This window comes from Anaerobacillus sp. 1_MG-2023, from assembly GCF_030547345.1.
Taxonomy (GTDB): domain Bacteria; phylum Bacillota; class Bacilli; order Bacillales; family Guptibacillaceae; genus Guptibacillus; species Guptibacillus hwajinpoensis_B.
In genome coordinates this window covers 680,917-703,391 of sequence record NZ_JAUORD010000001.1, presented here as the reverse complement: position 1 = coordinate 703,391, position 22,475 = coordinate 680,917, and the positions used below count along the sequence as shown (strand labels likewise).

The 22,475-nt window shown below is 39.7% G+C and carries 23 protein-coding genes and 1 rRNA gene; 19 read left to right on the top strand and 5 right to left on the bottom strand.

The features are described from left to right. The 8 genes from rrf to Q4550_RS03700 form a co-directional block, all read left to right on the top strand. Window positions 1-81: ribosomal RNA gene (gene rrf, locus Q4550_RS25140) — 5S ribosomal RNA — on the top strand; the annotation flags it as partial. 248 nt (window positions 82-329) lie between these two features. Next, the gene (locus Q4550_RS03730) at window positions 330-1,748 is read left to right on the top strand and encodes a cryptochrome/photolyase family protein (RefSeq protein WP_303530442.1); all 1,419 of its coding nucleotides are present in this window, start codon (window positions 330-332) and stop codon (window positions 1,746-1,748) included. A 107-nt stretch (window positions 1,749-1,855) separates the two neighbouring features. Continuing rightward, window positions 1,856-3,346, top strand: coding sequence for a spore germination protein (locus tag Q4550_RS03725; RefSeq protein WP_303530441.1), 1,491 nt, complete (start codon window positions 1,856-1,858; stop codon window positions 3,344-3,346). A gap of 12 nt (window positions 3,347-3,358) precedes the next feature. Further along, window positions 3,359-4,450: a GerAB/ArcD/ProY family transporter gene (locus Q4550_RS03720; protein WP_303530440.1), complete on the top strand. Its 1,092-nt coding sequence runs from the start codon at window positions 3,359-3,361 to the stop codon at window positions 4,448-4,450. Beyond that, window positions 4,447-5,508, top strand: a complete 1,062-nt coding sequence (locus tag Q4550_RS03715) for a Ger(x)C family spore germination protein (RefSeq protein ID WP_303530439.1) — start codon at window positions 4,447-4,449, stop codon at window positions 5,506-5,508. The genes Q4550_RS03720 and Q4550_RS03715 overlap by 4 nt, the downstream gene beginning before the upstream one ends. Before the next feature lie 136 nt (window positions 5,509-5,644). Continuing rightward, window positions 5,645-7,153: a histidine ammonia-lyase gene (hutH, locus tag Q4550_RS03710; RefSeq protein ID WP_303530438.1), complete on the top strand. Its 1,509-nt coding sequence runs from the start codon at window positions 5,645-5,647 to the stop codon at window positions 7,151-7,153. 82 nt (window positions 7,154-7,235) lie between these two features. Further along, entirely contained in the window at window positions 7,236-7,736 is a 501-nt protein-coding gene (locus tag Q4550_RS03705; RefSeq protein WP_194222199.1) for an Lrp/AsnC family transcriptional regulator, read from the top strand. Continuing rightward, window positions 7,733-8,914 carry an aminotransferase gene (locus Q4550_RS03700; protein ID WP_194220325.1) on the top strand — a complete coding sequence of 394 codons (1,182 nt, stop codon included), beginning with the start codon at window positions 7,733-7,735 and terminating at the stop codon, window positions 8,912-8,914. Before Q4550_RS03705 ends, Q4550_RS03700 begins: the two co-directional genes overlap by 4 nt. Window positions 8,915-8,951: 37 nt before the next feature. Here the strand turns inward: Q4550_RS03700 and Q4550_RS03695 are convergent, their stop codons facing one another. Next, window positions 8,952-9,194, bottom strand: coding sequence for a hypothetical protein (locus Q4550_RS03695; RefSeq protein ID WP_303530437.1), 243 nt, complete (start codon window positions 9,192-9,194; stop codon window positions 8,952-8,954). 262 nt (window positions 9,195-9,456) lie between these two features. On the opposite strand from Q4550_RS03695, the gene queD reads away from it, so the two are divergent. From queD to queC, 3 genes are read left to right on the top strand one after another with little or no spacing between them, the layout of a single operon-like run. Further along, entirely contained in the window at window positions 9,457-9,933 is a 477-nt protein-coding gene (gene queD, locus Q4550_RS03690; protein ID WP_226616375.1) for a 6-carboxytetrahydropterin synthase QueD, read from the top strand. Then, entirely contained in the window at window positions 9,926-10,654 is a 729-nt protein-coding gene (locus Q4550_RS03685; protein WP_303530433.1) for a 7-carboxy-7-deazaguanine synthase QueE, read from the top strand. Before queD ends, Q4550_RS03685 begins: the two co-directional genes overlap by 8 nt. Window position 10,655: 1 nt before the next feature. Continuing rightward, the gene (queC, locus tag Q4550_RS03680) at window positions 10,656-11,330 is read left to right on the top strand and encodes a 7-cyano-7-deazaguanine synthase QueC (protein ID WP_303530431.1); all 675 of its coding nucleotides are present in this window, start codon (window positions 10,656-10,658) and stop codon (window positions 11,328-11,330) included. Window positions 11,331-11,457: 127 nt separating this feature from the next. Here the strand turns inward: queC and Q4550_RS03675 are convergent, their stop codons facing one another. Further along, the gene (locus Q4550_RS03675) at window positions 11,458-12,543 is read right to left on the bottom strand and encodes a citrate synthase/methylcitrate synthase (RefSeq protein WP_303530430.1); all 1,086 of its coding nucleotides are present in this window, start codon (window positions 12,541-12,543) and stop codon (window positions 11,458-11,460) included. 115 nt (window positions 12,544-12,658) lie between these two features. Between Q4550_RS03675 and Q4550_RS03670 the strand changes: the two genes are divergently transcribed. Beyond that, entirely contained in the window at window positions 12,659-13,537 is an 879-nt protein-coding gene (locus Q4550_RS03670; protein ID WP_303530429.1) for a LysR family transcriptional regulator, read from the top strand. 140 nt (window positions 13,538-13,677) lie between these two features. On the opposite strand, the gene Q4550_RS03665 is transcribed toward Q4550_RS03670, so the two are convergent. After that, window positions 13,678-14,079, bottom strand: a complete 402-nt coding sequence (locus tag Q4550_RS03665) for a hypothetical protein (RefSeq protein ID WP_303530428.1) — start codon at window positions 14,077-14,079, stop codon at window positions 13,678-13,680. Between the two features lie 111 nt (window positions 14,080-14,190). Here Q4550_RS03665 and Q4550_RS03660 point away from each other — a divergent pair, with 111 nt between their 5' ends. Continuing rightward, window positions 14,191-15,021, top strand: a complete 831-nt coding sequence (locus tag Q4550_RS03660) for an SPL family radical SAM protein (RefSeq protein ID WP_303530427.1) — start codon at window positions 14,191-14,193, stop codon at window positions 15,019-15,021. A gap of 59 nt (window positions 15,022-15,080) precedes the next feature. Here the strand turns inward: Q4550_RS03660 and Q4550_RS03655 are convergent, their stop codons facing one another. Then, entirely contained in the window at window positions 15,081-16,244 is a 1,164-nt protein-coding gene (locus tag Q4550_RS03655) for a S1C family serine protease (RefSeq protein ID WP_303530426.1), read from the bottom strand. 22 nt (window positions 16,245-16,266) lie between these two features. Then, entirely contained in the window at window positions 16,267-17,424 is a 1,158-nt protein-coding gene (locus Q4550_RS03650) for a zinc-ribbon domain-containing protein (RefSeq protein WP_303530425.1), read from the bottom strand. 696 nt (window positions 17,425-18,120) lie between these two features. Here Q4550_RS03650 and Q4550_RS03645 point away from each other — a divergent pair. The 6 genes from Q4550_RS03645 (at window position 18,121) to Q4550_RS03620 (ending at window position 22,405) form a co-directional block, all read left to right on the top strand. Beyond that, window positions 18,121-18,705, top strand: coding sequence for a TetR/AcrR family transcriptional regulator (locus Q4550_RS03645; RefSeq protein ID WP_303530423.1), 585 nt, complete (start codon window positions 18,121-18,123; stop codon window positions 18,703-18,705). Window position 18,706: 1 nt separating this feature from the next. After that, entirely contained in the window at window positions 18,707-19,030 is a 324-nt protein-coding gene (locus Q4550_RS03640) for a DMT family transporter (protein WP_303530421.1), read from the top strand. A gap of 12 nt (window positions 19,031-19,042) precedes the next feature. Further along, entirely contained in the window at window positions 19,043-19,360 is a 318-nt protein-coding gene (locus Q4550_RS03635; protein WP_303530418.1) for a DMT family transporter, read from the top strand. Between the two features lie 56 nt (window positions 19,361-19,416). Beyond that, on the top strand, window positions 19,417-19,545 hold the full coding sequence (locus tag Q4550_RS03630; protein ID WP_303530417.1) for an RAxF-45 family protein: 129 nt from the start codon (window positions 19,417-19,419) through the stop codon (window positions 19,543-19,545). 200 nt (window positions 19,546-19,745) lie between these two features. Continuing rightward, window positions 19,746-21,602 carry a ribosomal protection-like ABC-F family protein gene (gene abc-f, locus Q4550_RS03625; protein ID WP_303530415.1) on the top strand — a complete coding sequence of 619 codons (1,857 nt, stop codon included), beginning with the start codon at window positions 19,746-19,748 and terminating at the stop codon, window positions 21,600-21,602. Beyond that, on the top strand, window positions 21,599-22,405 hold the full coding sequence (locus tag Q4550_RS03620; protein ID WP_303530413.1) for an AAC(3) family N-acetyltransferase: 807 nt from the start codon (window positions 21,599-21,601) through the stop codon (window positions 22,403-22,405). Before abc-f ends, Q4550_RS03620 begins: the two co-directional genes overlap by 4 nt. The last annotated feature ends 70 nt before the right edge of the window (window positions 22,406-22,475 follow it).

Below are 22,475 nucleotides of genomic sequence, written 5' to 3'. Positions count from 1 at the left end.
ATGCCGAACACGGAAGTTAAGCTCTTCAGCGCCGATGGTAGTTGGGGGATCTCCCCCTGCAAGAGTAGGACGTCGCTGGGCAATGAAGAAAAGCGAGAGACCAAATGGTTTCTCGCTTTTTTGTATGTTTTTTATTCACGTTCGCGGAATTATTTTGTTAATAATTAAAGTGTTACATATAGCTTTTAAGAGATTCGAACAAATTATTCATTTGTCTTATAGGTAGATCACTTATTTAGTAGCTACAGTATCGTTAGTTCGTATCTATAGCACATTCAAACTGTAAACCATCTCTTCTTCGAACTAAAATGATGGTAGAGGTGAATGTGATGAGTGAAATCGTTATCGTTTGGTTTAGACGGGATTTTCGTTTCAACGACCAAACTGCTCTTGAAAAGGCTATCGCCTATTGTGAAGAAAATGATGCTAACTGGGTAGGGCTTTTCCAGCTTGATCCCCATTTTACGAATACAATCAATCTCCACCACGATTATTTCTTTCAGACGGTGGCTGAATTTCAAGAACGCTGTAAAAATGAGAAACTTCCCTTTCAAATTAGCTATGGCACTCCAAAAGACGTATTTGATAAGGTAACGGCTCGTTTAAAGGTAACGGCCATTTTCTTTAATGAAGATGAAGCAGGATATGGAGCGAGGCGCGATAGTGAAGTGAGTGACTTGCTGAAAGAGAAGGGTATTAAAGTATTTTCTTATAAAGATTACTACCTTCATGGTTCCAAAGAAGTTAGGAAACATGATGATACGATGTATAAGATATTTACGCCCTATTATAAGCAATGGCGCACGCTAAGAAAGCCACCAGTCATTCAGAATGATTTTAAGAAGATTAAGAAGTATGCTCATTCGTTAGATCTTACACTTGACCCTGAATCTGAAGCCGAATTTGCAAACATTTTAAATAAGTGTGAAGCAAATTGGCAAGCGATTGGTGAAAAGAGTGCAACTCAACGGGCGAAGCGTTTTGTAAAGGAAAGAATCAAGGATTATGACAATCATCGAGATGTTCCTTCACTTGTGGGGACAAGTAAGTTATCACCGTATTTAAAAACAGGTGCTCTCTCTGTCCGTACCCTTTTTCATATGGTAGCGGAATATGATCATAAAGGGGCAGAAACGTTTATTCAGGAACTTTCCTGGCGTGATTTTTATGGAATGGTTCATTCGGAGTTTCCTGAATTTCGAGAACGTGAATTTCAGTCCAAATATCGAGGCATTCCGTGGAATGACGATGAAGAAAAATTGCAGAAGTGGAAAGAGGGTAAAACCGGCTTTCCAATCGTTGATGCTGGAATGAGGCAACTAAATCAGGAAGGCTGGATGCATAATCGACTTCGTATGATTACAGCTTCATTTCTTACAAAAGATTACCTTATCGATTGGAGACTTGGTGAGCGTTACTTTGAGGAAAAGCTGATTGATTATGATGAGTCTTCCAATACTGGAGGGTGGCAGTGGGCATCTTCAACTGGTACAGATGCTGTCCCTTATTTCCGTATCTTTAATCCGACGACTCAGGCAGAACGATTTGATCCGGACGGTGTTTATATTAAGAAGTACGTTGAAGAGTTAAAAGATGTGCCTAAGAAGTATATCCATCAACCATCAAAAATGACTGAAGAAGAGCAAAAGGAAAATAACTGTGTCATTGGGAAAGATTACCCACTTCCAACGGTGGATCATAAAGTACAGCGCCAAAAGGTGCTAAGTGTTTATAAAGAAAGAACGTGATAAAAAGGTCTGGTGCTATATATGCGCCTGATCTTTTTTTGATGGATAAGAGGACAAGAAATGCGCATGCTAATTGGAAGAGAATGCTAAGTGCGGAGCTGATTCATGTGAAATGGTTTAAGAAAGGCGCTTCTGAAAAGCCATCTACGTTAGAGAAAATGATAAAAGACCTTAAACAATCGATCGATTTTGTGGCATATGAAAATAAAGCGAGCGATCAGCCTTATCGGTTAATCTATTTTGCGTCGCTTGTTGATTCTGAACAGCTACACCGTGACATATTGCCAGTGATTAAAGAATGTAAGTCAAAATCACTTGAAGACTTAAAAGGCATTCTTCCAATCGAGAATATTGAGATTTCATCAGAGCTATCAGTCATCCAAGAACGGTTGTTAGAAGGTTATCTTGCCATCCAACTTTCACGAGGTCAAAAGGTTCTCCTTGTAAACATTAGTCTTCGCAAATCAAGAGATTTATCTGCTCCTGAAATTGAATTTAGTGTGATGGGACCGAAAGAAGGTCTAGTCGAAGATCTTCATACAAATATGAATTTAATTCGTAGAAGAATCCCGCATCCAAGATTGAGAATGAAAGAGATTACCGTTGGAACGATAAGTAAAACGAAAGTTGTCGTTGCCTTTATTGAGGGTGTGGCTAGTGAACAGAATATTAATACGGTTATGCAGCGTCTCGAAGATCTTGATTTTGACATCATTTCCGATTCTTCTTTTATTGGTCAGATGTTAGAAGACAATTCTCTGTCTGTTTTTCCGCAAATGATTGATACGGAACGAACGGATCGTATTACAGGACATATGAATTTTGGTGCATTTGCAATCTTAACAGAAGGCTCTTCTAATGCTTTAATTGGCCCCATCAATTTTGGTCAATTGTTAGTTTCCTTTGAAGATTACTATCTTGGATGGAATATTGCTTCCTTTTTTCGTGTCGTCCGTATGATTGCCATTCTAGCGTCGATTATCGCTACTCCTTTGTACGTTGCAGTTTTAACGTATCATTATGAATTATTTCCTTCTAAGTTATTAGCAACGTTAATTTCATCAAGGAGTGACATCCCTTTCTCTCCTGTCATTGAAGTGTTTTTTCTTGAAGTGACAATCGATTTGTTACGAGAGGCGGGGGCAAGGATGCCGACGAAGGTTGGGCAAACACTCGGTATTGTAGGAGGTATTGTAATTGGAACGGCTGCCGTTGAGGCTTCATTAACTAGTAATATTCTGTTGATTTTGGTTGCCTTATCAGCTCTTGCTTCTTTTACAACACCAGTATATCGCATGACTAATACGATTCGTTTTTTACGCTATCCTTTAATTGTGTTCGCACAATTTCTTGGCTTAATCGGTGTAGCGCTGTTTGGACTATTTATTCTAACGCATATGATCAGGTTAACGTCATTTGGAAACCCATATCTCGCACCGCTTTATCCTCCGAGGGTAAAAGATTGGTACGATTCTTTCTTTCGTTTACCTTATGTCATGCAAAAAAACAGATTTCAATTTTTTCGAGGGAAACAGACGAAACGATTTGAGGATAAGAAAAAACGCCAAAAGCATCATCTGGATTTCGATGAGCAGTAGAGGGTGAGTTGCATGGAACAGAGCAAGCGAAATGATCTTCTTATATCTCCCTTCCTGATCATGTTTATTATTCACAGTAATCAGGTGGGAGTTGGGATACTAGGCTTTCCTAGATATATCGCGGCTTATGCAGGAAATGATGCCTGGATTGTCGTTATTATTACGGGTGTTGTTTTTCATGTGTTCATATGGATGATGTATCGAATTCTTAGTGATGGTTCTTACGACATTATTGACCTTCATAATAAGTGGTTTGGGAAGTGGATTGGATCGTTTTTTAACATTGCACTAATGATGTATTTACTGTTAGGGACGATTGTTATTCTTCGTACGTTTATAGAAGTCATTCAGGCCTGGATGTTTCCTGAACTAGCCACTTGGATACCTGTAGGAATGTATTTGTTGTTAACGTATTATGTGCTTGCTGGGGGATTTCGAACGGTAGCAGGAATCTGTTTCTTTGGAGTGATCATCCCAATTTGGTTAGTATTTACGGCAACGGCTCCTCTGAAATTCTCTACATTTAGCAATTTGTTTCCCATTATGGATCATACATTACAGGAATTTGCTCTTGGAACAAGGCAGATGACGCTAAGCTATGTTGGAATAGATATCTTACTTCTCGCTTATCCATTCTTGAAAAATCCGAAAAGCTCTCGCATATGGGCGCACATGGGCGTTTTATTAACAACATTGATTTATACAATGGTTATGGTAGTTTCGCTTGCATTTTATAGTGAGGGGCAACTTCAGCAGTCTATATGGTCTACGTTGATTGCGTGGAAAGTTGTAGAGTTACCATTTGTAGAGCGGTTTGAGTATATTGGAATTACATTCTGGTGTTTCGTTGTTTTTCCTAATATATGCTTAACGATGTGGGGAGCAAGTCGAGTTGGAAAAAAGGTGTTACATATAAAACAAAAGTACTTTGTTTTCATTTTGATTGCGTTTGTTTTTACAGCATGTGTGATGGTTACGAATCGTGACCAGGTGGACTATCTTAATACGATAACTTCTATAATAGGAACCTACGTGTATTACTTTTATATTCCATTTATTTTCCTATACAGCATGATTTGGAGGAGAGTGAAAAGGCGAACATGAAATATTGCAGCTTAATGCTCCTTTGTATGCTTCTGACAGGATGTGTAGCAGAAGAAATAATTGATGAAGTGCCTATCCTATTTATCGTTGGCTATGACAAGGGAGAAGAAGAAAAAATCAAAGGAACGATCTCTCTCCAAACGTTTGATCCAAATCAAGAAGTTGAGACAAGATCATTTGAAGCTGAGGCATATACGAGTAAAGGACTTCGCAATCAATTAAGCGGTTTACCTAAGCCCATTTCGATAGGGAAGATGGCGGTATTGTTATTTAGTGAAGATATGGCTGAAGAGGGAATCATAGATGTGCTAGATAGTTTTCTAAGAGACCCAGCAGCCGGTCGTCTTATTTATGTTGGTGTAGTAGAAGGGAGTGCAGGCGAACTCATCAAAAATGAGTTTCAATATTTACAGGGAATCGGTCCATTTCTACAGAATCTTATTAAACAATCGATTGAGTATGGAAATATGCCACAAAATAATATTCACTTGTTTGATTATAAATATTATGGCGATGGGATGGATCCAGTCGTTCCTATACTTAAGAAGGAAAAGACTGAAGTAAAAATAACTGGTTTAGCTTTGTTTGAAGATGAGAAAATGGTTGGAAAACTGAACTTGGACGAAATGTTTATGTTCGCATTGATTAATAAAAGTTTTAGCGCAGGTTTATATGAGTTAGAACTTCCAGATGGAGAGTATGCCAATCTACAAAAGATCAAATCAAAAGTAAAGTATAAGGTGAAAAATGGGAATACCAATCCTTCAGTAAACATATCAATTAAGTTAAATGGAAATATTGTAGAGTACACAGGGGATAAGTTGAGTAAAGAGACAAAACAAGAAATTGCAAAAGCGCTTGAACGTAAAGTGAAAGCGCATGGTGATGAGATGGTTAAGAAATTTCAAGAATTAGGGATAGATCCTTTCTCAATCGGTGATCATGCTCGTAGTCAGACTAGAAATTTTGATTTTAAAAAATGGTATGACCGATATCCTGATGTTCCTGTAACGATTGATGTTAAAGTGAATATTGGAGAATCAGGAATCATTGATTGAGGAAAGGTGTGAAGGGCTCATGAGCAATTACACACAATATAGGAATAAAAAAACTCGTTTTAAAAATCGATTCGATTTTTAAAACGAGTTTTTTATGTACCTTTACTTAAATAATATGGTAGAGGAGTGGTAGTAAATGATTTTACTCGATGGTTATCAGTTATCATTAAATAATCTTAGAAAGCTTTTATTTAACGGTGCGCGTGCTAGCTGTTCGAAAGAGAGTCTAAAGCGTGTTGATCAAAACAGAAAAGCAGTGGAAACGATTGTTGCAAACGGGGAGACAGTGTACGGTATTACAACAGGATTTGGCAAGTTAAGTGATGTCCATATTCAAACTTCAGATGTTGATCAGCTTCAGTTGAACCTTATTTATTCCCATGCATGTGGTATCGGTGAACCCTTTCCACCTCTTGTATCAAAAGCTATGCTTTTGCTTCGAGCGAATGCTTTACTGAAAGGATTTTCAGGGATTAGGCGTGAAGTGATTGAAAGACTATTGCTTTATGCCAACGAAGAAATTCTACCAGTTGTACCTCAGCAAGGATCACTTGGAGCAAGCGGTGACCTGGCCCCTTTAGCTCATCTTGTTCTTCCGTTATTAGGTGAAGGAGAGGTATTCTACCGGGGAAAGCGAGAAAACGCGACTGTTCCAATGAAAGAGAAAGGAATCGAACCGATTAAATTAACCGCTAAGGAAGGTCTTGCGCTTATTAATGGCACACAGGCAATGACGGCGATGGGCGCTGTCACTTATCTTGAAGCAGAAAAACTCGCCTATGAAGCGGATGGTATCTCATCTCTTACATTAGAAGCCTTGAGAGCTATTACAGACGCCTTCGATGAGGACATTCATATGGTTAGAGGTTACCCAGAACAAGTGGATGTGGCTAGAAGGTTAAGGAAGCTATTAAAAGGGAGTCAGTTAACAACGAGGCAAGGAGAGATAAGGGTTCAGGATGCTTATTCCCTCAGATGTATTCCTCAAGTTCATGGTGCTTCCTGGCAAGCCCTTGCTTATGTAAAAGAAAAACTTGAAATTGAAATGAACGCGGCCACGGACAACCCACTTATTTTTGATGGGGGCGCGAAAGTACTATCTGGAGGGAATTTTCATGGACAGCCCATTGCCCTAGCAATGGATTTTCTTTCGATTGCGATGGCTGAATTTGGGAGTATTGCAGAACGTCGTATTGAACGACTCGTGAACCCGCAATTGAATGATCTTCCTGCATTCTTAAGTCCCAAACCAGGGTTACAATCAGGCGCAATGATTATGCAATACGCAGCAGCATCTCTTGTCTCAGAAAACAAAACCCTTGCCCATCCGGCTTCAGTTGATTCTATTCCATCCTCAGCCAATCAGGAGGATCACGTTAGTATGGGAACGATTGGTTCTCGTCACGCTGCCCAAATCACAACAAATGTGAGAAGAATTCTAGCAATTGAAGCGATTTGTGCAATGCAAGGAATTACCTATCGAGATCCCACGAAGCTTGCACCAAAAACGAAAAAAATATATGAAGCAGGAAGAGGCATTGTTCGAGAAATAGACTGCGATCGGATTTTTTCATATGATATCGAACGATTGACCGATTGGTTAAAGGAAAATGGGGATATCGAGAAAATTGTGGTAGGTGTGTAGGAATACCCTTCAGTGCAAATAACAAAATGAAATAAAAGTAGAAGAATGATATAGTAAATGAAATAGATGGAAAGCAGGGGGCATTACAGTGAATGAAAAAGAAATCGAAATCCTAGAAATTTTAGAGGATAATGCACGTGTACCAATGGATGTTTTAGCTGATATGGTTGAATTATCAGTTGAAGAAGTAGAGAAAATCATTAAGAAACTTGAAGAACAGGATATTATTTTAAGCTATTCATCCGTTATTAATTGGGATAAAACTTCTGGCAAAGACGGTGTTGCAGCCATGATTGATGTGAAGGTAACCCCAAAAAGAGATGTTGGCTTTGATGAGATTGCTGAGCGTATTTATCGTTTTCCGGAAGTGAAAGCAGTGTACTTAATGTCAGGAGCGTTTGATTTGTCTGTTCAGATCGAAGGGAAAACAATGAAGGAAGTTGCTTTCTTTGTTTCTAACAAGCTTTCAACACTTGATTCAGTTTTGTCGACAACAACGCATTTCTTACTTAAAAAATATAAACACGACGGTGTGATTTTTGAACCGGAACAGAAGGATAAGCGGATTGTGGTGTCACCATGAAGGAAGTTCAACAGCAGTATATTTCTAAAACAGCTTCTCAATTAAAACCTTCAGGTATCCGAAAATTCTTTGATCTTGCTTCCCAAATGGATAATGTTATTTCACTTGGTGTTGGTGAGCCAGATTTTGTTACACCGTGGAATGTATGTGAAGCGGGCTACGCTTCACTTGAAAGCGGCTATACTGCTTATACGGCAAATGCAGGTCTGCTAGAGCTAAGGGAAGAAATTTCGTCTTACTTAGATGAACAATTTTCACTGAGCTATTCAGCTGAATCACAAATCATATTAACTGTTGGAGCGAGTCAGGCGATTGATCTGGCTTTTCGAGCGGTGATTGATCCGGGTGATGAGGTTATTATTGTCGAACCAGGCTTTGTTGCTTATTCACCAGCTGTAACGCTCGCAGGTGGGAAACCTGTCTCTTTGGAAACAAAGGCAGAGGACGAGTTTAAAATAACGCGTGAGTCGCTTGAAAAAGTGATTACGAAGCGAACAAAAGCGATCCTTCTGTGTTTCCCGAGTAACCCTACTGGTGCCACAATGTCTGAAGCGGAATTGAAAAACGTTACAGACATCATTGAAGAACATGACCTACTCGTACTTTCGGATGAGATCTATGCGGAATTAACGTATGATGAGACGCATTATAGCATTGCCCGAGCTGATGGCATGAAAGAGCGTACAATTCTTATTTCAGGTTTCTCGAAGGCATTTGCTATGACAGGTTGGAGACTTGGTTACGTGACGGGTCCTGAAGAAATCATTGCGGCGATGTTGAAAATCCATCAATATACAATGATGTGTGCGCCGACAATCGCTCAGCACGGGGCACTCGAAGCTTTGAAAAGTGGAAGAGACGATCTTGAGAGAATGAAGAAAAGCTATCGTCAGCGAAGAAACTTTCTTGTTAAAGCATTTAACAACATCGGACTTTCCTGTCATATGCCAGGTGGTGCATTCTACGCATTTCCATCCGTACAGGCAACTGGGATGACATCAGATGAATTTGCTGAAAAGTTATTAGAAGAAGAGCAGGTCGCTGTTGTGCCAGGGCATGTCTTTGGTGCTGGTGGAGAAGGCTATGTGCGCTGTTCTTACGCAACGTCAATCGATTCTTTGCAGGAAGCTGTTAAGCGAATCGAACGGTTTGTTAACCGTCACAATTCAAAGGGATAATTAGGAACGCCGTCCTCGCTGAGGACGGCGTTATGTATTAATAGGAAGTGGGATCCTCTTTGTTTGTTGAAATACTTGAAGACGTTTGTTTGGAAAGTAACTGTCTGAGCAATTCATTCTGCTCTTGATCAGAAGCGTTCTTTCTTTTCATATAGCTCATCGCTTTAAATAAGAATACGATCGTTAATACAACGATAAATAAAATAATGACCATATATAGAAAACCAAATAATCCAAAAAGCATGCCAAATCCATCCATGCCACCACTATTAGACATCATCAAATCACCTCCTCATCTGATGTTAATTTTACCACTATTTCCTAAATTCAAAACGCGGTATTTTCCTTCAATAGAAGAGCTTAAGCATACGTCTCCTTTTCTAATATGACGTGTTATGATATTATTATCAAGTTGGAGAGTTCGTAATTCCCTCCTCTCGTAAAACAAAACTAGGGACCGTGAAAAGTGTAGCCCAGTTCTCTGATTGGAGATGGGGTTTTTCATGCGTCTCCCTTACTGAATAAAGAAGGGGGCTTTTTTTATGTCTTTTATGATTCCAAAGAAAGTTGAAGTACTTGGAGAAGATATTCAGAAAAGCGAATTAAAGTATCATCATAAACGAGTAGCGGTAACAAAGGAATTTACATTTGATGCTGCGCATCATTTGCACTGCTACGAAGGTAAGTGCAAAAGCATGCATGGTCATACGTATAAAGTGGTCATCACAATTAGCGGATTTGTGAATGAAATCGGCATTTCAGTTGATTTTGGTGAAATTAAAACCCTGTTTAAAGAAGTGATTGATTCGAAATTGGATCATCATTATTTAAATGAAGTGCTTCCGAACATGAACACGACAGCTGAAAATATGATTGTTTGGATGTGGGAGCAGTTAGATCAAGCTCTGACTGAGCGCAATATGAAAGATCTTGGTCAGCGCATCGAAGAACTAGTTCTCTATGAAACACCAACAAGCTACGCAACGCTGAAGCGGGAATGGATGGAAGAAAATGAGTAAATGGGTGCTACCGGAACAATCCGAATATATGAAGTGGGAATTACCGATGGTGGAGGTATTTGAGACAGTAGAAGGAGAGGGAACGCGCGCTGGTTTTCCAACAGTATTCGTACGCGTCTTTCACTGTAACTTGCGCTGTAGCTGGTGTGACACGCCTTATAGCTATGCACCGGATAAAGCAGAATACACAGGTTCAATTGCCTCAATTATTGATCAAATTCAACAATATAATAGCCGTCACATCTGTTTTACAGGTGGGGAGCCGTTAATTCATCGTGAGAAATCAATGGCGCTTATTCAAGCGATGGTAGATCTTCCGCATATTGAAGACATTCATATCGAAACGAACGGAGCGATTGATCTTACGCCATATGAAGCGGTTCGAAAAGGCGATGAAGCCTGGCAGGAGAAAGTTCGTTTTGTGATGGACTATAAGCTGCCTGATTCTGGTGAACAGCATCGCATGCTTCACGAGAACTTTAAACTTCTTGATACACAAGATGAAATTAAGTTCGTGATCGGCTCTGATGAAGATTTCACAGTAGCGACTGAAGTTGTCTCAGAAAATCATCAAAAAGGTCAGGTATTGTATAGTCCAGTGTGGGAAACGATGCCTCCACACAAACTTGTTGAAAAAATTCTAGAAGCAGGACTAAGCAAAGTGAAGCTAAGTATGCAGCTTCATAAGATTATTTGGGATCCTAATAGAAGAGGTGTGTAACGTGAATAAAAAAGCAGTGATTGTATTGAGCGGTGGTTTAGATAGTACAACATGCATGGGAATCGCGAAGGAAAAAGGCTATGAGCTTTATCCGATTACATTCCACTACGGCCAAAAGCATAACCGAGAAGTAGAGCAGGCGAAGAAAGTAGCGGAATATTACAATGCGCCCGATCATCGCATTGTGAACATTAGTTTTCTAAATCAAATTGGGGGCAGTGCCCTTACGGATGATTCCATTGATGTACCAACAGATATGGATGAAGATGAAATTCCAGTTACTTACGTGCCAGCTCGTAATATGATCTTTCTTTCTCTTGCCTCTGCATATGCAGAAGTGATTGGAGCTGAAGCGATCTACATCGGTGTATCTGCCGTTGACTACAGTGGATACCCGGATTGCCGACCAGAGTTTATTGAAAGCATGAATGAAACGGTTAATCTAGCTACAAAAGCTGGAGCAACAGGTAGTGAAATGAAGATTGATACGCCGTTAATTAACTTGACGAAAGCAGATACGGTTAGTGAAGGCTTACGTTTAAGCGTTCCTTATGAACTAACGACATCTTGCTACAATGGTGAAGTAGAAGCATGCGGCGAGTGTGATAGCTGTCGTCTGCGTCTGAAAGGCTTTGAAGAAGCTGGAGCGGTAGATCCGATACCTTATAAAGTATAATGAAAAGCTGCCGGAGGATACTCCGACAGCTTTTTTGGTTTGGCCAATAAACTTCCAGCGGAGGAGTGGTTCGACATATAGCGCGGGTGACAGGCACCTGCGCCGACCGCAGAACCCGCACCCCCGCTTACTCAGGCATTTCTCCGCTATAAACAGAAGATGGGCGGATGATTCGGTTATTGTCATTTTGCTCGTACACGTGTGCGATCCAACCTGCCGTTCTGGCTGCTGTAAATGTTGGGGTAAACAGTTCTGTTGGTAGCTCGATTGCTCTTAAGATGGCCGCTGCATAGTACTCCACATTCGCATAAAGTTTTCGGTCAGGTTTGTACTCCTGGAGAAGGCGTACGGCCGTGTCTTCTACTTCATGTGCAAGTTTAAACTCAGCATCGTCATAGAAATTTGATGTAATCTCGCTTAAAGCGGCGGCACGGGGATCGCGCGTTTTATAAACCCGATGTCCAAAGCCCATTAACTTCTCACGATTTTCAAGTTTACGTCGCAATACTTTTTCAGCATCGCCGTCACGCTTAATTTCTTCTAATAAATCAATAACCCCAGTTGGCGCCCCACCATGAAGAGGTCCTTTCATAGCGCCAATAGCTCCTGTAATAGCTGATGCGAGATCACTTTCAGTTGATGAAATCACCCTAGCTGTAAAGGTAGAAGCGTTTAATCCATGCTCCATCGTTAAAATGAAGTAGGCAGTTAACGCTTTAATGTGATTTTCCTGAGGACGTTCTCCTGTCAACATATATAAATAGTTCCCAACGTGAGACAACGTTACGTCTGGCTCGATCTGAGATAATCCATTTTGAGTGCGGTAGCGATAGGCAATAATAGTTGGAACGATACTCAGTAGGTGAATTCCCTGTTCCTGTGTCGCTGGGAACTGATATGAGTGATCTCCCATGGAAGATAAGACCGTTCGAATAACGCTCATCATCTCCATTTTTTCAGGTAAACGATTTATGATTTCCTTCTGGTTTGGTGATAAGTGTCTTGCTTCACCAAGTGCGGAGGTGAAAGCAGTTAGCTGTTTTTCAGTAGGAAATGAACCATTCCATAGGAAGTAGGCGGCTTCTTCGAATGATTTTTCTTTCGCAATTTCTTTTGCCCAGTGTCCTCGATAGACAAGCAAACCGTTCTCTCCGTCTACAAGGCTGATATTGGAATCAGCCGCAATGATTCCTTCTAATCCGGCATGAATCATAAACTCAACTCCATTTCATTCGTCTTGTATCTAGTGTATCGATTCGATATGATTATGACTAATAAATAATTACTAAATAATTAATAGAGAAACGCTATCAATAAGGGTGATAAGAATGAATCTAAACTGGTTGAAAACATTTGTCACAGCTGCTTCGTATGAAAATTTCAGGGAAACATCGGAAAAACTCTATCTTGCTCAACCTACTGTTACGGTTCACATTCAACAACTTGAAAAGCAGATTGGCAGTAAGCTATTTATGAAGAGCGGTAGAAGAGTGATGCTCTCTGAAGCAGGAAGACAATTCCTTCCGCATGCGAGGGAGTTAGTTGAACAGTATGAGACAAGCTTACGTCATATGAACGGGTGGAGGCAGGGGTACCATCGAAAGTTGTCGATTGCTGTATCCCCTTTAATTGCTGCTACGGTTCTACCTAACGTCCTTCAGCAATTTATGAAAGCTTATCCATCGATTGAGGTCGTTGTAAAAGTAAGTGAGTCTAATGAAATTGGAGAGATGATCACCAAGAATGATGCAGATTTCGGTCTTTCAAGAATGAAATCTTTGCAGGCATATGTGAAAAATGAACAAATTGGAGCCGATCCGATTGTTTTAGTTGTGCCACACGATGGGGGAGATGCGGAAACGAGTCTGCCTTTATCTTTAAGTGAGTTTTGTTTGAGATCAACGTTACTCACGCATAATCATCCTGATTATTGGGAAGATCTTTTAGTTGAGCTACGTTCTAAATATGAAGGTGTTCGAACGATGGTGGTATCGCAAGTACACATTACAAAGCGATTTATTGAGGAAGGGCTTGGGTTCTCTTTTTTACCATGGTCATCTGTTCGGCGTGAGGTATTTGAAGGGAGAATTCTTCAAGTGGATACTGTAGAAATCAAACTGCCTGAGGTTCACACATACATGGTCTATCAACATCTTTCGGAGGAAACAGAAATATTTAAACAATTTATTGAGAAAAGCATGAATTAAGCCCGATCAGCGTCCTGATCGGGCTATACTCTTATTTTCCGAGTGTGAAATAAGAGTGTGGGATGGTAGCGTGTCATAGATCCTGACGGCTAGCTTACACGCTTGAGTAGTATGTGCGATGTAAAAGAAAATATACACATTTAGTAAGTAGTTAGTCCCCAAACTTTCCAACCCTTTTCCTCTTTAGAAGCAAAAAGGTGCATGCGTACGGGGAGCTGAGAAGATTTCTTTGTTACGAGGACATCAATGAGGTAAGTGTGGTTTGCGACTTTTTTTTCACAGGTTTTAACGGCTGGCGCGTAATAGGGTGACTTCTTTTTTAAAGGTGACATGCTAATGATCTGCCATGAATTTGTACCCGGAGTGTTGGCCATTAACCCTGAAAGAATCGTTGTAGCTTTCATTGTAAGGCCTTTTTTTGATGCCGATTGATCTAGTGAAGTTGGACACTTTCCTTGAATGAGCTGAATCGGACCAGCTGCATAAGTATGAATTGGTAAAAGAAGAAGTAAGAAAAGGAGACAGCTTACAGTACGCTTCATCAATTTATACCACCTTTCACCTTTACCGTGCCCGCTTAGTGAAAAATTATTCGTAATAATCGAATGTATGTTCGGTTTGTGGTACACTAATGGAAGAAGGAGGGATAGCCATTGCAGCCTTCAATTAAGAAGCGAACATCTCGGTCTATTTTAACAAAAGGTAGTGGATTTCTTAATGGATATAGTCACACTCTGAACCCTTACGCTGGATGTGCCTTCGGTTGTTCGTATTGCTATGTCAGAAGAATGCCGATTGCCCTTTTTAGGGAAGAGGATTGGGGAGAATGGGTAGATATTAAAGAAAATGCTGTGGATCTTGTGAAAAAAGAGATCCCGAAAGCTCGGAAAAAAGGAGAAGTATCGATTTTTATGTCTTCTTCGACAGATCCTTATCAGCCTATTGAATTTAAGACTAATTTAACAAGAAGATTACTTGAAGCTATGGTAGAAGAAATGCCTGATTTTCTATTTCTTCAAACCCGCTCTCCACTCGTCACTAGAGATATTGATTTGTTAAAAAAATTCGGCAAAAAGGTTCTGGTCAGTATGACAGTAGAAACAGACCTTGATTCAGTGCGCAAAATTTTTGCGCCATCAGCACCGCCAATTGCAGCAAGGTTAAAGGCGCTACAAACGTTACGAGCAAACGGTATTCCTGTACAAGCGGCAGTGGCGCCACTTCTCCCGTGTTCTGAACATTTCCCTAAGAAGTTAGCTGAAGTAACGGATCGCCTCACGCTAGATGACTTTTTCATGGGTGATGGGAGCGGTGGAAAAAGAACAGAGCAGCTTGGCATTCGTAAGCTCTTTGAAGACGCGGGCCTAGAAGATTGGTATCAACGTAAAGCCTATTTGAAAATAAAGAAGAGATTACAGGCCTTTTTTCCTGAAAGCGCCATTTATATTTCTCAAGAAGGTTTTTCACCTCCAGACGAGGGATAGTATAAATAATAAACGACAAAAAGGCTAGAGAATGTATCTCTAGCCTTATGTTGCCTATTTTACTTTAATTTTTCAGCCTTACCACTTAGAATTTTCAATTGGTCATTTTCATAGCCAACCTGGTAAGTGACGTTGTATAGAGAAGTTGTTGTCTTCTTATCCTCGGTTCGTTCTTGTGCTTTAATAGTAGCTGTTACCTTTACTTGATCATTCGTTTGATTTAAACTTCCGGTCATATTTGAAACTTCCACGTCAAGGGTATGGATATAGCCACTTCGAAAATCTTCATACAGCATTTCACTCTGCCAGCGACTGCCAAGTAAGGAGTAGCCAGTGACATAGTCTTGAGTAGACAAGCTTTCATAGAAATATCCAATAAGATAGGTAGCATTATTCTTAAAGTCTTCTCCTGTGAGTCCTTGTGGTGTTGATACTTCTTCCTTACTTTCATCATCTACCGTTATTTCTACTGGGTCATCAGACCAATTTTTAATTTGCTCAATAACGTTGGGGAGCGGAATGCTAAAGCCGATTGCCCCTGAGTCTGTTCCTGCGGAATTAATGGCGATCGCCTCTCCAGTATTAGCATCAATAAGGGGACCTCCGCTGTTCCCTTTTGTAATGGGGGCAGAGATTTGATAGATATGCTCATAGCGATAGGGCTCTAAGATGAATTCTCGATCGAGACCACTGACAATCCCTGTTGTAACGGTATTCTGAAGTCCGAGTGGGCTACCAAGAGCAATGATATTGTCCCCAACTTCCGCCATGCGCTCTTCTGCAACAGGGAGGGGATCATTTCCCTCTAATCCTGGAACGCGAATCACCGCAACATCTATCGTATCACCCATACCAATGATTTGAGCTTCGAATTGTTTAGCATCAGAGGTTTTAACGGTAATTTTTTGTGCACCTTCGATAACATGAGCGTTCGTAATGACGTCTCCGTTCGTATTATAGAGGAAGCCTGATCCAGAAGAAGTGCCATCTTTTAAGGCGACTTCAATTTGCACAACGCTTTTTTGTGTCTCATGAATGACGGATTTTAAGTCTGAATCATTCTTTTGGTTCTCTGGAGCATTTGTTTTCTCTCCTAGAGAAGATGTTGCTTCAACGGTTGTATTTGAATAGTAATCATGTAAAAAATAAAAACCTGCGCCGCCCCCAATCAGAATAAAGAGGGAGCTTGCAAGGGATAGTAGCAAAGCCAATTTCTTAGACATCCGTCTTGAATACTCCTTTCTGCTAATCCAAGTACCATGTGAAATGATCAATTTCGACTGTGAATTGATCAAGATCCTTCACGTCTTCACCTACATCGTAGATTATAAAGTCAAATTTACCTGTATCGTCAGGATAAAGTTTGTCGGGGTTAATATAAACCTCCCCTTTATCAAACTCTTTTCCATCTCCGTCCAATACTTTATAAGAAGCCCCGATCGAATTGACGGGAACAGTGGCTTTGCTTGTGACCGTACCTGTTATTTTTAATTCATTGTAATCTGTCACCTTTGTTTCTAATTCATTGAGCTCAATCGCGCTTGTACGATTCATCTCTTCTTCTTTTGCTGCAGCAACCATAGCATGTTCAATTCGCTTCTGTTGCTCCTCCTCAAACGAATTTCGTCTCTTTTCGATTACGGTTTGAAGGTTTGATAGCTTTTCGTTACCTTTATTGATTTCTAAGCCTTCTTCTACTGAGTTTAATGCTTCCGTAAAGTGGTTCTCTTCCAAATAACCATTTGCTTCATTAATTGAAAAGTCGACAATTTGATTACGAATTTGTCCGGCTATGTCTTGGGCTTCATCCACTTGTAAACTTTCAGCCCTTGTTAACACAGGTTTCAATTCATCAATGGATTTTTTTCCTTTCATATCATACTTTAATTCGGCAACCATCACAGTTGTCCGAACCATTCCGATGTCTTCTTGTAAAGTAGAGAATAGATCTCCTTTATAGGATGCTGAGGTTTGCTCAGCTTCTTTAATCAAATCTAAGGCTTTACTGTAGTTATCTTTTTTTCTTGCGGTTTCCGCCTGTTTTAAAGTCTTTTCAACGTTTAATGCGATCGTTACAATATTCTCGTTTTTTTGGGCAGCTGGGAAACGAGGTCGTTTTTGTTGAGCCTCATTAAATTCTTTTTGTGCTGCTTCGAGCTTGCCGTTGTTAGCTAATTCCTCTCCCTTTTCAAATGAGCGAATCGCTGCCTTTGACGTTGATTCTTCATAAAAATAATAGCCGGCAAGTGTGCTAGAAAGAAGAAAAAACACGATCACTGGTAACCAACGCCACAGAATGGAAAGGCTATGCTTAGATTTATTTTGAGTGACTAGTTCTTTTCCACAAGAGAAGCAAAATTGCTCATCATCGCCTCTTTTTTTTCCACAATGTGGACAGTACATCCTTATTCCACCTGCTTTCAATCTCAATTGCTAGTTATATTTTGACACATTTCCCTTGTAAGGGAAATATTTTTCAGTAGGTTGTTGGGGAATTGAAATATAAAGCAATTTTCGCTCAAATCGAGTAAGAGCTTACTTATAAAATAGCCTATAAAGTGGGGGGGGATTGATTCAAAAGACATATTTTTTCTTGCTATGATTAAAAGTGAATAGATTGTACTAGTTCAAAGGACATTAAATGATAAAAAAGAAGTTACCTCGTTCGATTGTACCGGTATTGAAGGACCTGTTCACACCTATACCCCTTTGATAAGATGATCCTAAGACCCCCTTTCAAATATTCCGTTACCAGGAAGACCGGCATTTGCCGGTCCTTTTTTTTGCCTCGATATCTGTGTAGCATTCATTTTAACTATAATCAATCAATGACTAATCACTCTCTTTTTTGTCGATAAACCTAGAATAAGAATGAAATGAAAAAAACTTCTTTTTTTGAAACCTCATGAGGTAGTTGCTCGTCTAATTAGTTGAAAACCCTTATTCCCTTAGATGTAGCCACTACGATATTTACCTAGTGGCTGCTTTTTTTGTGATAGTTGCATATGATAGGTAATGTTGATATAATAACTAACGAGTGGTAGGCAAATGCCTGCGTTTTTTATTTATCAATAACTAACGATCGGTAGGTAATGATATATGAAAAAAGAATCGACACAGGATCGAATTAAAGAGGTTGCCCTCATTCTATTTGCACGTAATGGATTTGAAGGGACTTCCCTTTCAGATATTGCTAAAGGAGTAGGCATAAAAAAACCTTCCTTATATGCGCATTATAAAAGTAAAGAAGATTTATTTTTAGGTGTGATTCATAAAGTATCAGTTGATTACAATGCGTTTTTTGTAAAGACGGCTGAACGATTAAGCAATCAATCACCTGAGAAACAATTATATGACCTTCTTCGTGAAAATACAGAGTATCTACGGAATGATGAAATGGGTCTTATTTTCAAAAGAATGATGCTATTTCCACCAGAGTCGTTACGGAAGGAAATCGCTCAAATGTTTGAAAAAACGGAGAATGTGATGAAGAGAGTGATTAAGTCTATTCTCGAGCAGATGCTCCCAAATGAGGAATGGGAACGAGTTTTTGATGCTTATTTATGTTTACTTGACGGCATGTTTGAACAAATTTTCTACTATTCACCTGAAGAACATAATAAACGGTTAGAAAATTCCTGGTCACTATTTATTAGAGGCGTTCATAGTAAGGAGGAGAAATAAGATGGCATGGATCTATCTTGTGATCGGTGGTCTGATGGAAGTATTATGGGCTATTGGATTAAAATATTCAGATGGCTTTACGAAACCACTTATAAGCTTGTTAACGATCGTAGGTATTGCAACAAGCTTTTACTTTTTCGCTAGGGCATTAAAATATTTACCTGTAGGTACAGCATACGCCATATTTACAGGATTAGGCGCAGCGGGGACAGCTGTGGTTGGAATGATGTTCTTAAATGAATCGATTAGTTTCATAAAACTATTTTTTATCTTATTGCTTATTTCTTCTATTATCGGTTTGAAGTTAAATGCAAAGGAAGCTTAGGAGGGAAGCAAAATGGCATGGATTGCATTGTTAATCGCTGGTCTAGGTGAAATTGGCGGTGTTATTAGCTTGAAGTTATCAGAAGGATTTACAAAATTAAAGCCTTCTATTTTTACAATTCTTTTCGGAAGCATGAGCTTTTTTATGTTGTCTTTATCATTAAAAGCTCTACCGGTAGGTACAGCCTATGCGATATGGACTGGCATAGGGTCAGCGGGCAGTGTATTGATCGGTATGTATTGGTTTAAAGAACCCAAAAATAGAATGCAATTAGTGTTAATATCTTGTGTGGTCATTTCTGTCATTGGTCTTCGCGTAGCTGAAGGTTGATTTTGTCAGAGCATTCAGATAGAATGGAAGTATTAATTTAAGGAGGTGAGGAAGGGATGTCTAACGCTTTTGTACGTACGGAATTTATGGATTATGTATCAATTTGCCGTGCGATTTTTCATGAAGTAGCTGCCGAGGGGACAGGTGTGTCCAAAAACAGCAACTTCATAGGAAACAAAGCGTAAGGCTCTCTTACCCTGCTTCAGGCGGAATGTATAAATTTACTGGAAAGAGAGCGGCAAATTTGTCGCTCTTTTTTATTTGCTTTAAGTATCTTAAGGTTTTAGTAGACTTAAAGTGAAATGATGCCAGATTCAACCACAGGTGAGGTGTATCCTTATCTGTGGTTTTTTGTATGCTTATCTGAATGAAAGGACTGATTATAATGATCGTTACAGCACAATCAATTAGTAAGATGCTTGGTGGAACTCTTATTTTTGAAGATATATCTTTTGAGATAAATGCGAAGGAACGTGTAGGTATTGTTGGAAGGAATGGTTGTGGAAAGACGACTCTTTTTCAATTGTTAGCAGGTGTTGAGCAGGTAGATGATGGAATGATTTACTATAAAAAAGGGACAGAGATCGGATACTTAGCCCAAATTCCAAACTATCCAGGGGTACTGGTAGAAGATGTCTTAAGAAAAGCTTTTAGTGATCTTGTAGAAATGCAAGAACGAATGAACGTACTTGAATCTCAAATGGCGATTGGACAAGAAACCGAACGTGAACTCAAAGAATATGGGCAATTGCTTGAGAGTTTTACTCGTATGGGAGGATATGAAATAGATTCATCTATTCAAAGTGTAGCGAATGGACTTGGTATTGCGCATTTGTTGAATGCATCATTCGATCGTTTGAGTGGAGGAGAAAAGACAAAGATAAGTCTAGGGTTACTGTTATTAAAAGAACCAGATTTGCTCTTACTTGATGAGCCAACAAATCATCTTGATGTGGAAGCGGTTGAGTGGCTTGAAAGCTTTTTGAAGCAATATAGTGGAACGGTCTTAATGATCTCACATGATCGGTATTTTCTTGATGAAGTGGTTACGAAAATCATGGATCTTGAAGATGGTGCGTTAACTGTCTATCACGGATCTTATAGTGAGTTTGTAAAGAAAAAAGAAGAGCTGTTGCTCACAGAGTTTGCTGCCTATCAGGAACAGCAAAAGAAAATCAAAAAAATGAGAGAAGCGATCAAACGTTTAAGAGAGTGGGCTAATCAAGCTAATCCTCCGAATGCCGCACTTCATAAGCGTGCAAGAAATATGGAGCGTGCTTTAGAGCGTATGGTCAAATTGAGACGTCCGGTTTTAGATCGGAAGAAAATTGGCCTGGACTTTGACGTGAAGGAGCGCAGTGAAGAAGATGTTCTCACTTTCGAAAATGTTACAGCGGGTTATAAACAAAACGTATTATTTACTGAAGTTGATTTGCACGTAAGGTACGGTGAGCGGGTCGCTATTGTAGGGAGAAACGGAAGTGGAAAGACAACGCTTCTCAATGTTTTGCTCGGAAATGTAGATCCTTCTATTGGACAAGTAAAGGTAGGCGGAAGTGTGAAAATTGGTTACCTTTCTCAACATGTCCTAGAAGATCGTGGAGAAGAACGTGTCATTGATGTTTATCGTGAATCAGCGAAAGTATCAGAAGGAGATGCTCGACATGAATTAGCTCGATTTTTATTTTACGGATATGACGTTTTTGCTAAGATTTCTTTCTTAAGTGGCGGCGAGAAGATGCGTTTACGTCTTGCTGAATTGATGAGTAAGGATCTAAATTTATTAGTTCTTGATGAGCCAACAAATCATCTCGATATTGACTCCAGAGAGGTATTAGAGGATGCCATTGAGCGTTTCCCTGGGACGATCGTTTGTGTCTCGCATGATCGCTATTTTCTGAATAAGTGTTTTCCAGTGACATATTGGATTGAAAATCAACACCTTTACCAGCATTTATATAGCTATTCAGAAGCTAAGATAAAGCACGAGGAAATGATTGATGGTTGGAGGTCATGGAAGAGTATAGTCCCGTCACCTCCCATTAAGAAGGTGGAAAATAAACCGAAATCGAATTCAATAGAATGGGAGCTTGAGGAAATTGAATCCCAGATTGATCAAATCGATCAGAAGCTTAATGAAATGAAGGATCTTACAGAGCTTCAAACCTTATTTGATGAAAAAGAGAAGCTGAGCATCAAACGAGAATTATACTATGATATTTTACTGGAGGAAGAATCATGACAGAGAGAAATGTAATGAATAAGGTATGTTTTCCCCTTACAATCGATAGTCTTGAAAAAGATTTGAAAGAGCTTGGGGTAAAGGACGGAATGACATTAATCGTTCATACATCTTTAAGCTCGTTAGGATGGGTATGCGGGGGTGCAGAAGCTCTTATATTAGCATTGATAAGAGCTGTTGGAGAAGATGGAACGCTTGTCATGCCAGCGCAGTCAGCGAGTAATTCAGAGCCAGCAGAGTGGATGAATCCGCCAGTTCCAGAAGAGTGGTGGCCTATTATTCGAGAGAATATGCCAGCATTTTGCTGTGATACCACTCCTACGCGCGGCATGGGAGCGGTAGCGGAGTTGTTTAGAACATTCCCAGGTGTCGTGCGCAGTTATCATCCGATGTACTCATTTGCTGCCTGGGGCAAACATAAATACTTCATTACAAAGGACCAATCAATTGAGGATGGTTTTGGAGAGAACTCACCTCTTGGAAAGATATATAAGCTTGATGGAAAAATTCTTATGCTTGGAGTAGGTCATGATAGTAACACTTCATTTCACCTTTCTGAACACGCTTCAACCAAGAAGGAACGCTCAGAAAAGTCTGCAGCATTAATCGAAAATGATAAACGAGTATGGAAAACATATACGGAGATTGATTATGATTCAGATTGCTTTGATCAAATTGGGTTTCAATTTGAAAATAATGAACACTTTAGAAGAATGAAGATAGGTGCTGCTATATGCAAGCTTTTTAATCAACGAGATCTCGTTGATTTTGGACGTAGGTGGTACGAAGAACGTTCTAATTGAATAAAGGAGGAGAAGATAACGTCATTTGTTATCTTCTTTTTTGGAATTAAAGAATAGTTGCAGGAAAACG

Excerpts from the sequence above, each read along its gene's own strand:
- Q4550_RS03730 (WP_303530442.1), top strand. The coding sequence starts at position 330 with ATGAGTGAAATCGTTATCGTTTGGTTTAGACGGGATTTTCGTTTCAAC.
- Q4550_RS03720 (WP_303530440.1), top strand. The coding sequence starts at position 3,359 with ATGGAACAGAGCAAGCGAAATGATCTTCTTATATCTCCCTTCCTGATC.
- Q4550_RS03715 (WP_303530439.1), top strand. The coding sequence starts at position 4,447 with ATGAAATATTGCAGCTTAATGCTCCTTTGTATGCTTCTGACAGGATGT.
- hutH (WP_303530438.1), top strand. The coding sequence starts at position 5,645 with ATGATTTTACTCGATGGTTATCAGTTATCATTAAATAATCTTAGAAAG.
- Q4550_RS03700 (WP_194220325.1), top strand. The coding sequence starts at position 7,733 with ATGAAGGAAGTTCAACAGCAGTATATTTCTAAAACAGCTTCTCAATTA.
- Q4550_RS03695 (WP_303530437.1), bottom strand. The coding sequence starts at position 9,194 with ATGATGTCTAATAGTGGTGGCATGGATGGATTTGGCATGCTTTTTGGA.
- queD (WP_226616375.1), top strand. The coding sequence starts at position 9,457 with ATGTCTTTTATGATTCCAAAGAAAGTTGAAGTACTTGGAGAAGATATT.
- Q4550_RS03685 (WP_303530433.1), top strand. The coding sequence starts at position 9,926 with ATGAGTAAATGGGTGCTACCGGAACAATCCGAATATATGAAGTGGGAA.
- Q4550_RS03675 (WP_303530430.1), bottom strand. The coding sequence starts at position 12,543 with ATGATTCATGCCGGATTAGAAGGAATCATTGCGGCTGATTCCAATATC.
- Q4550_RS03670 (WP_303530429.1), top strand. The coding sequence starts at position 12,659 with ATGAATCTAAACTGGTTGAAAACATTTGTCACAGCTGCTTCGTATGAA.
- Q4550_RS03665 (WP_303530428.1), bottom strand. The coding sequence starts at position 14,079 with ATGAAGCGTACTGTAAGCTGTCTCCTTTTCTTACTTCTTCTTTTACCA.
- Q4550_RS03655 (WP_303530426.1), bottom strand. The coding sequence starts at position 16,244 with ATGTCTAAGAAATTGGCTTTGCTACTATCCCTTGCAAGCTCCCTCTTT.
- Q4550_RS03650 (WP_303530425.1), bottom strand. The coding sequence starts at position 17,424 with ATGTACTGTCCACATTGTGGAAAAAAAAGAGGCGATGATGAGCAATTT.
- Q4550_RS03645 (WP_303530423.1), top strand. The coding sequence starts at position 18,121 with ATGAAAAAAGAATCGACACAGGATCGAATTAAAGAGGTTGCCCTCATT.
- Q4550_RS03640 (WP_303530421.1), top strand. The coding sequence starts at position 18,707 with ATGGCATGGATCTATCTTGTGATCGGTGGTCTGATGGAAGTATTATGG.
- Q4550_RS03635 (WP_303530418.1), top strand. The coding sequence starts at position 19,043 with ATGGCATGGATTGCATTGTTAATCGCTGGTCTAGGTGAAATTGGCGGT.
- Q4550_RS03630 (WP_303530417.1), top strand. The coding sequence starts at position 19,417 with ATGTCTAACGCTTTTGTACGTACGGAATTTATGGATTATGTATCAATT.
- abc-f (WP_303530415.1), top strand. The coding sequence starts at position 19,746 with ATGATCGTTACAGCACAATCAATTAGTAAGATGCTTGGTGGAACTCTT.
- Q4550_RS03620 (WP_303530413.1), top strand. The coding sequence starts at position 21,599 with ATGACAGAGAGAAATGTAATGAATAAGGTATGTTTTCCCCTTACAATC.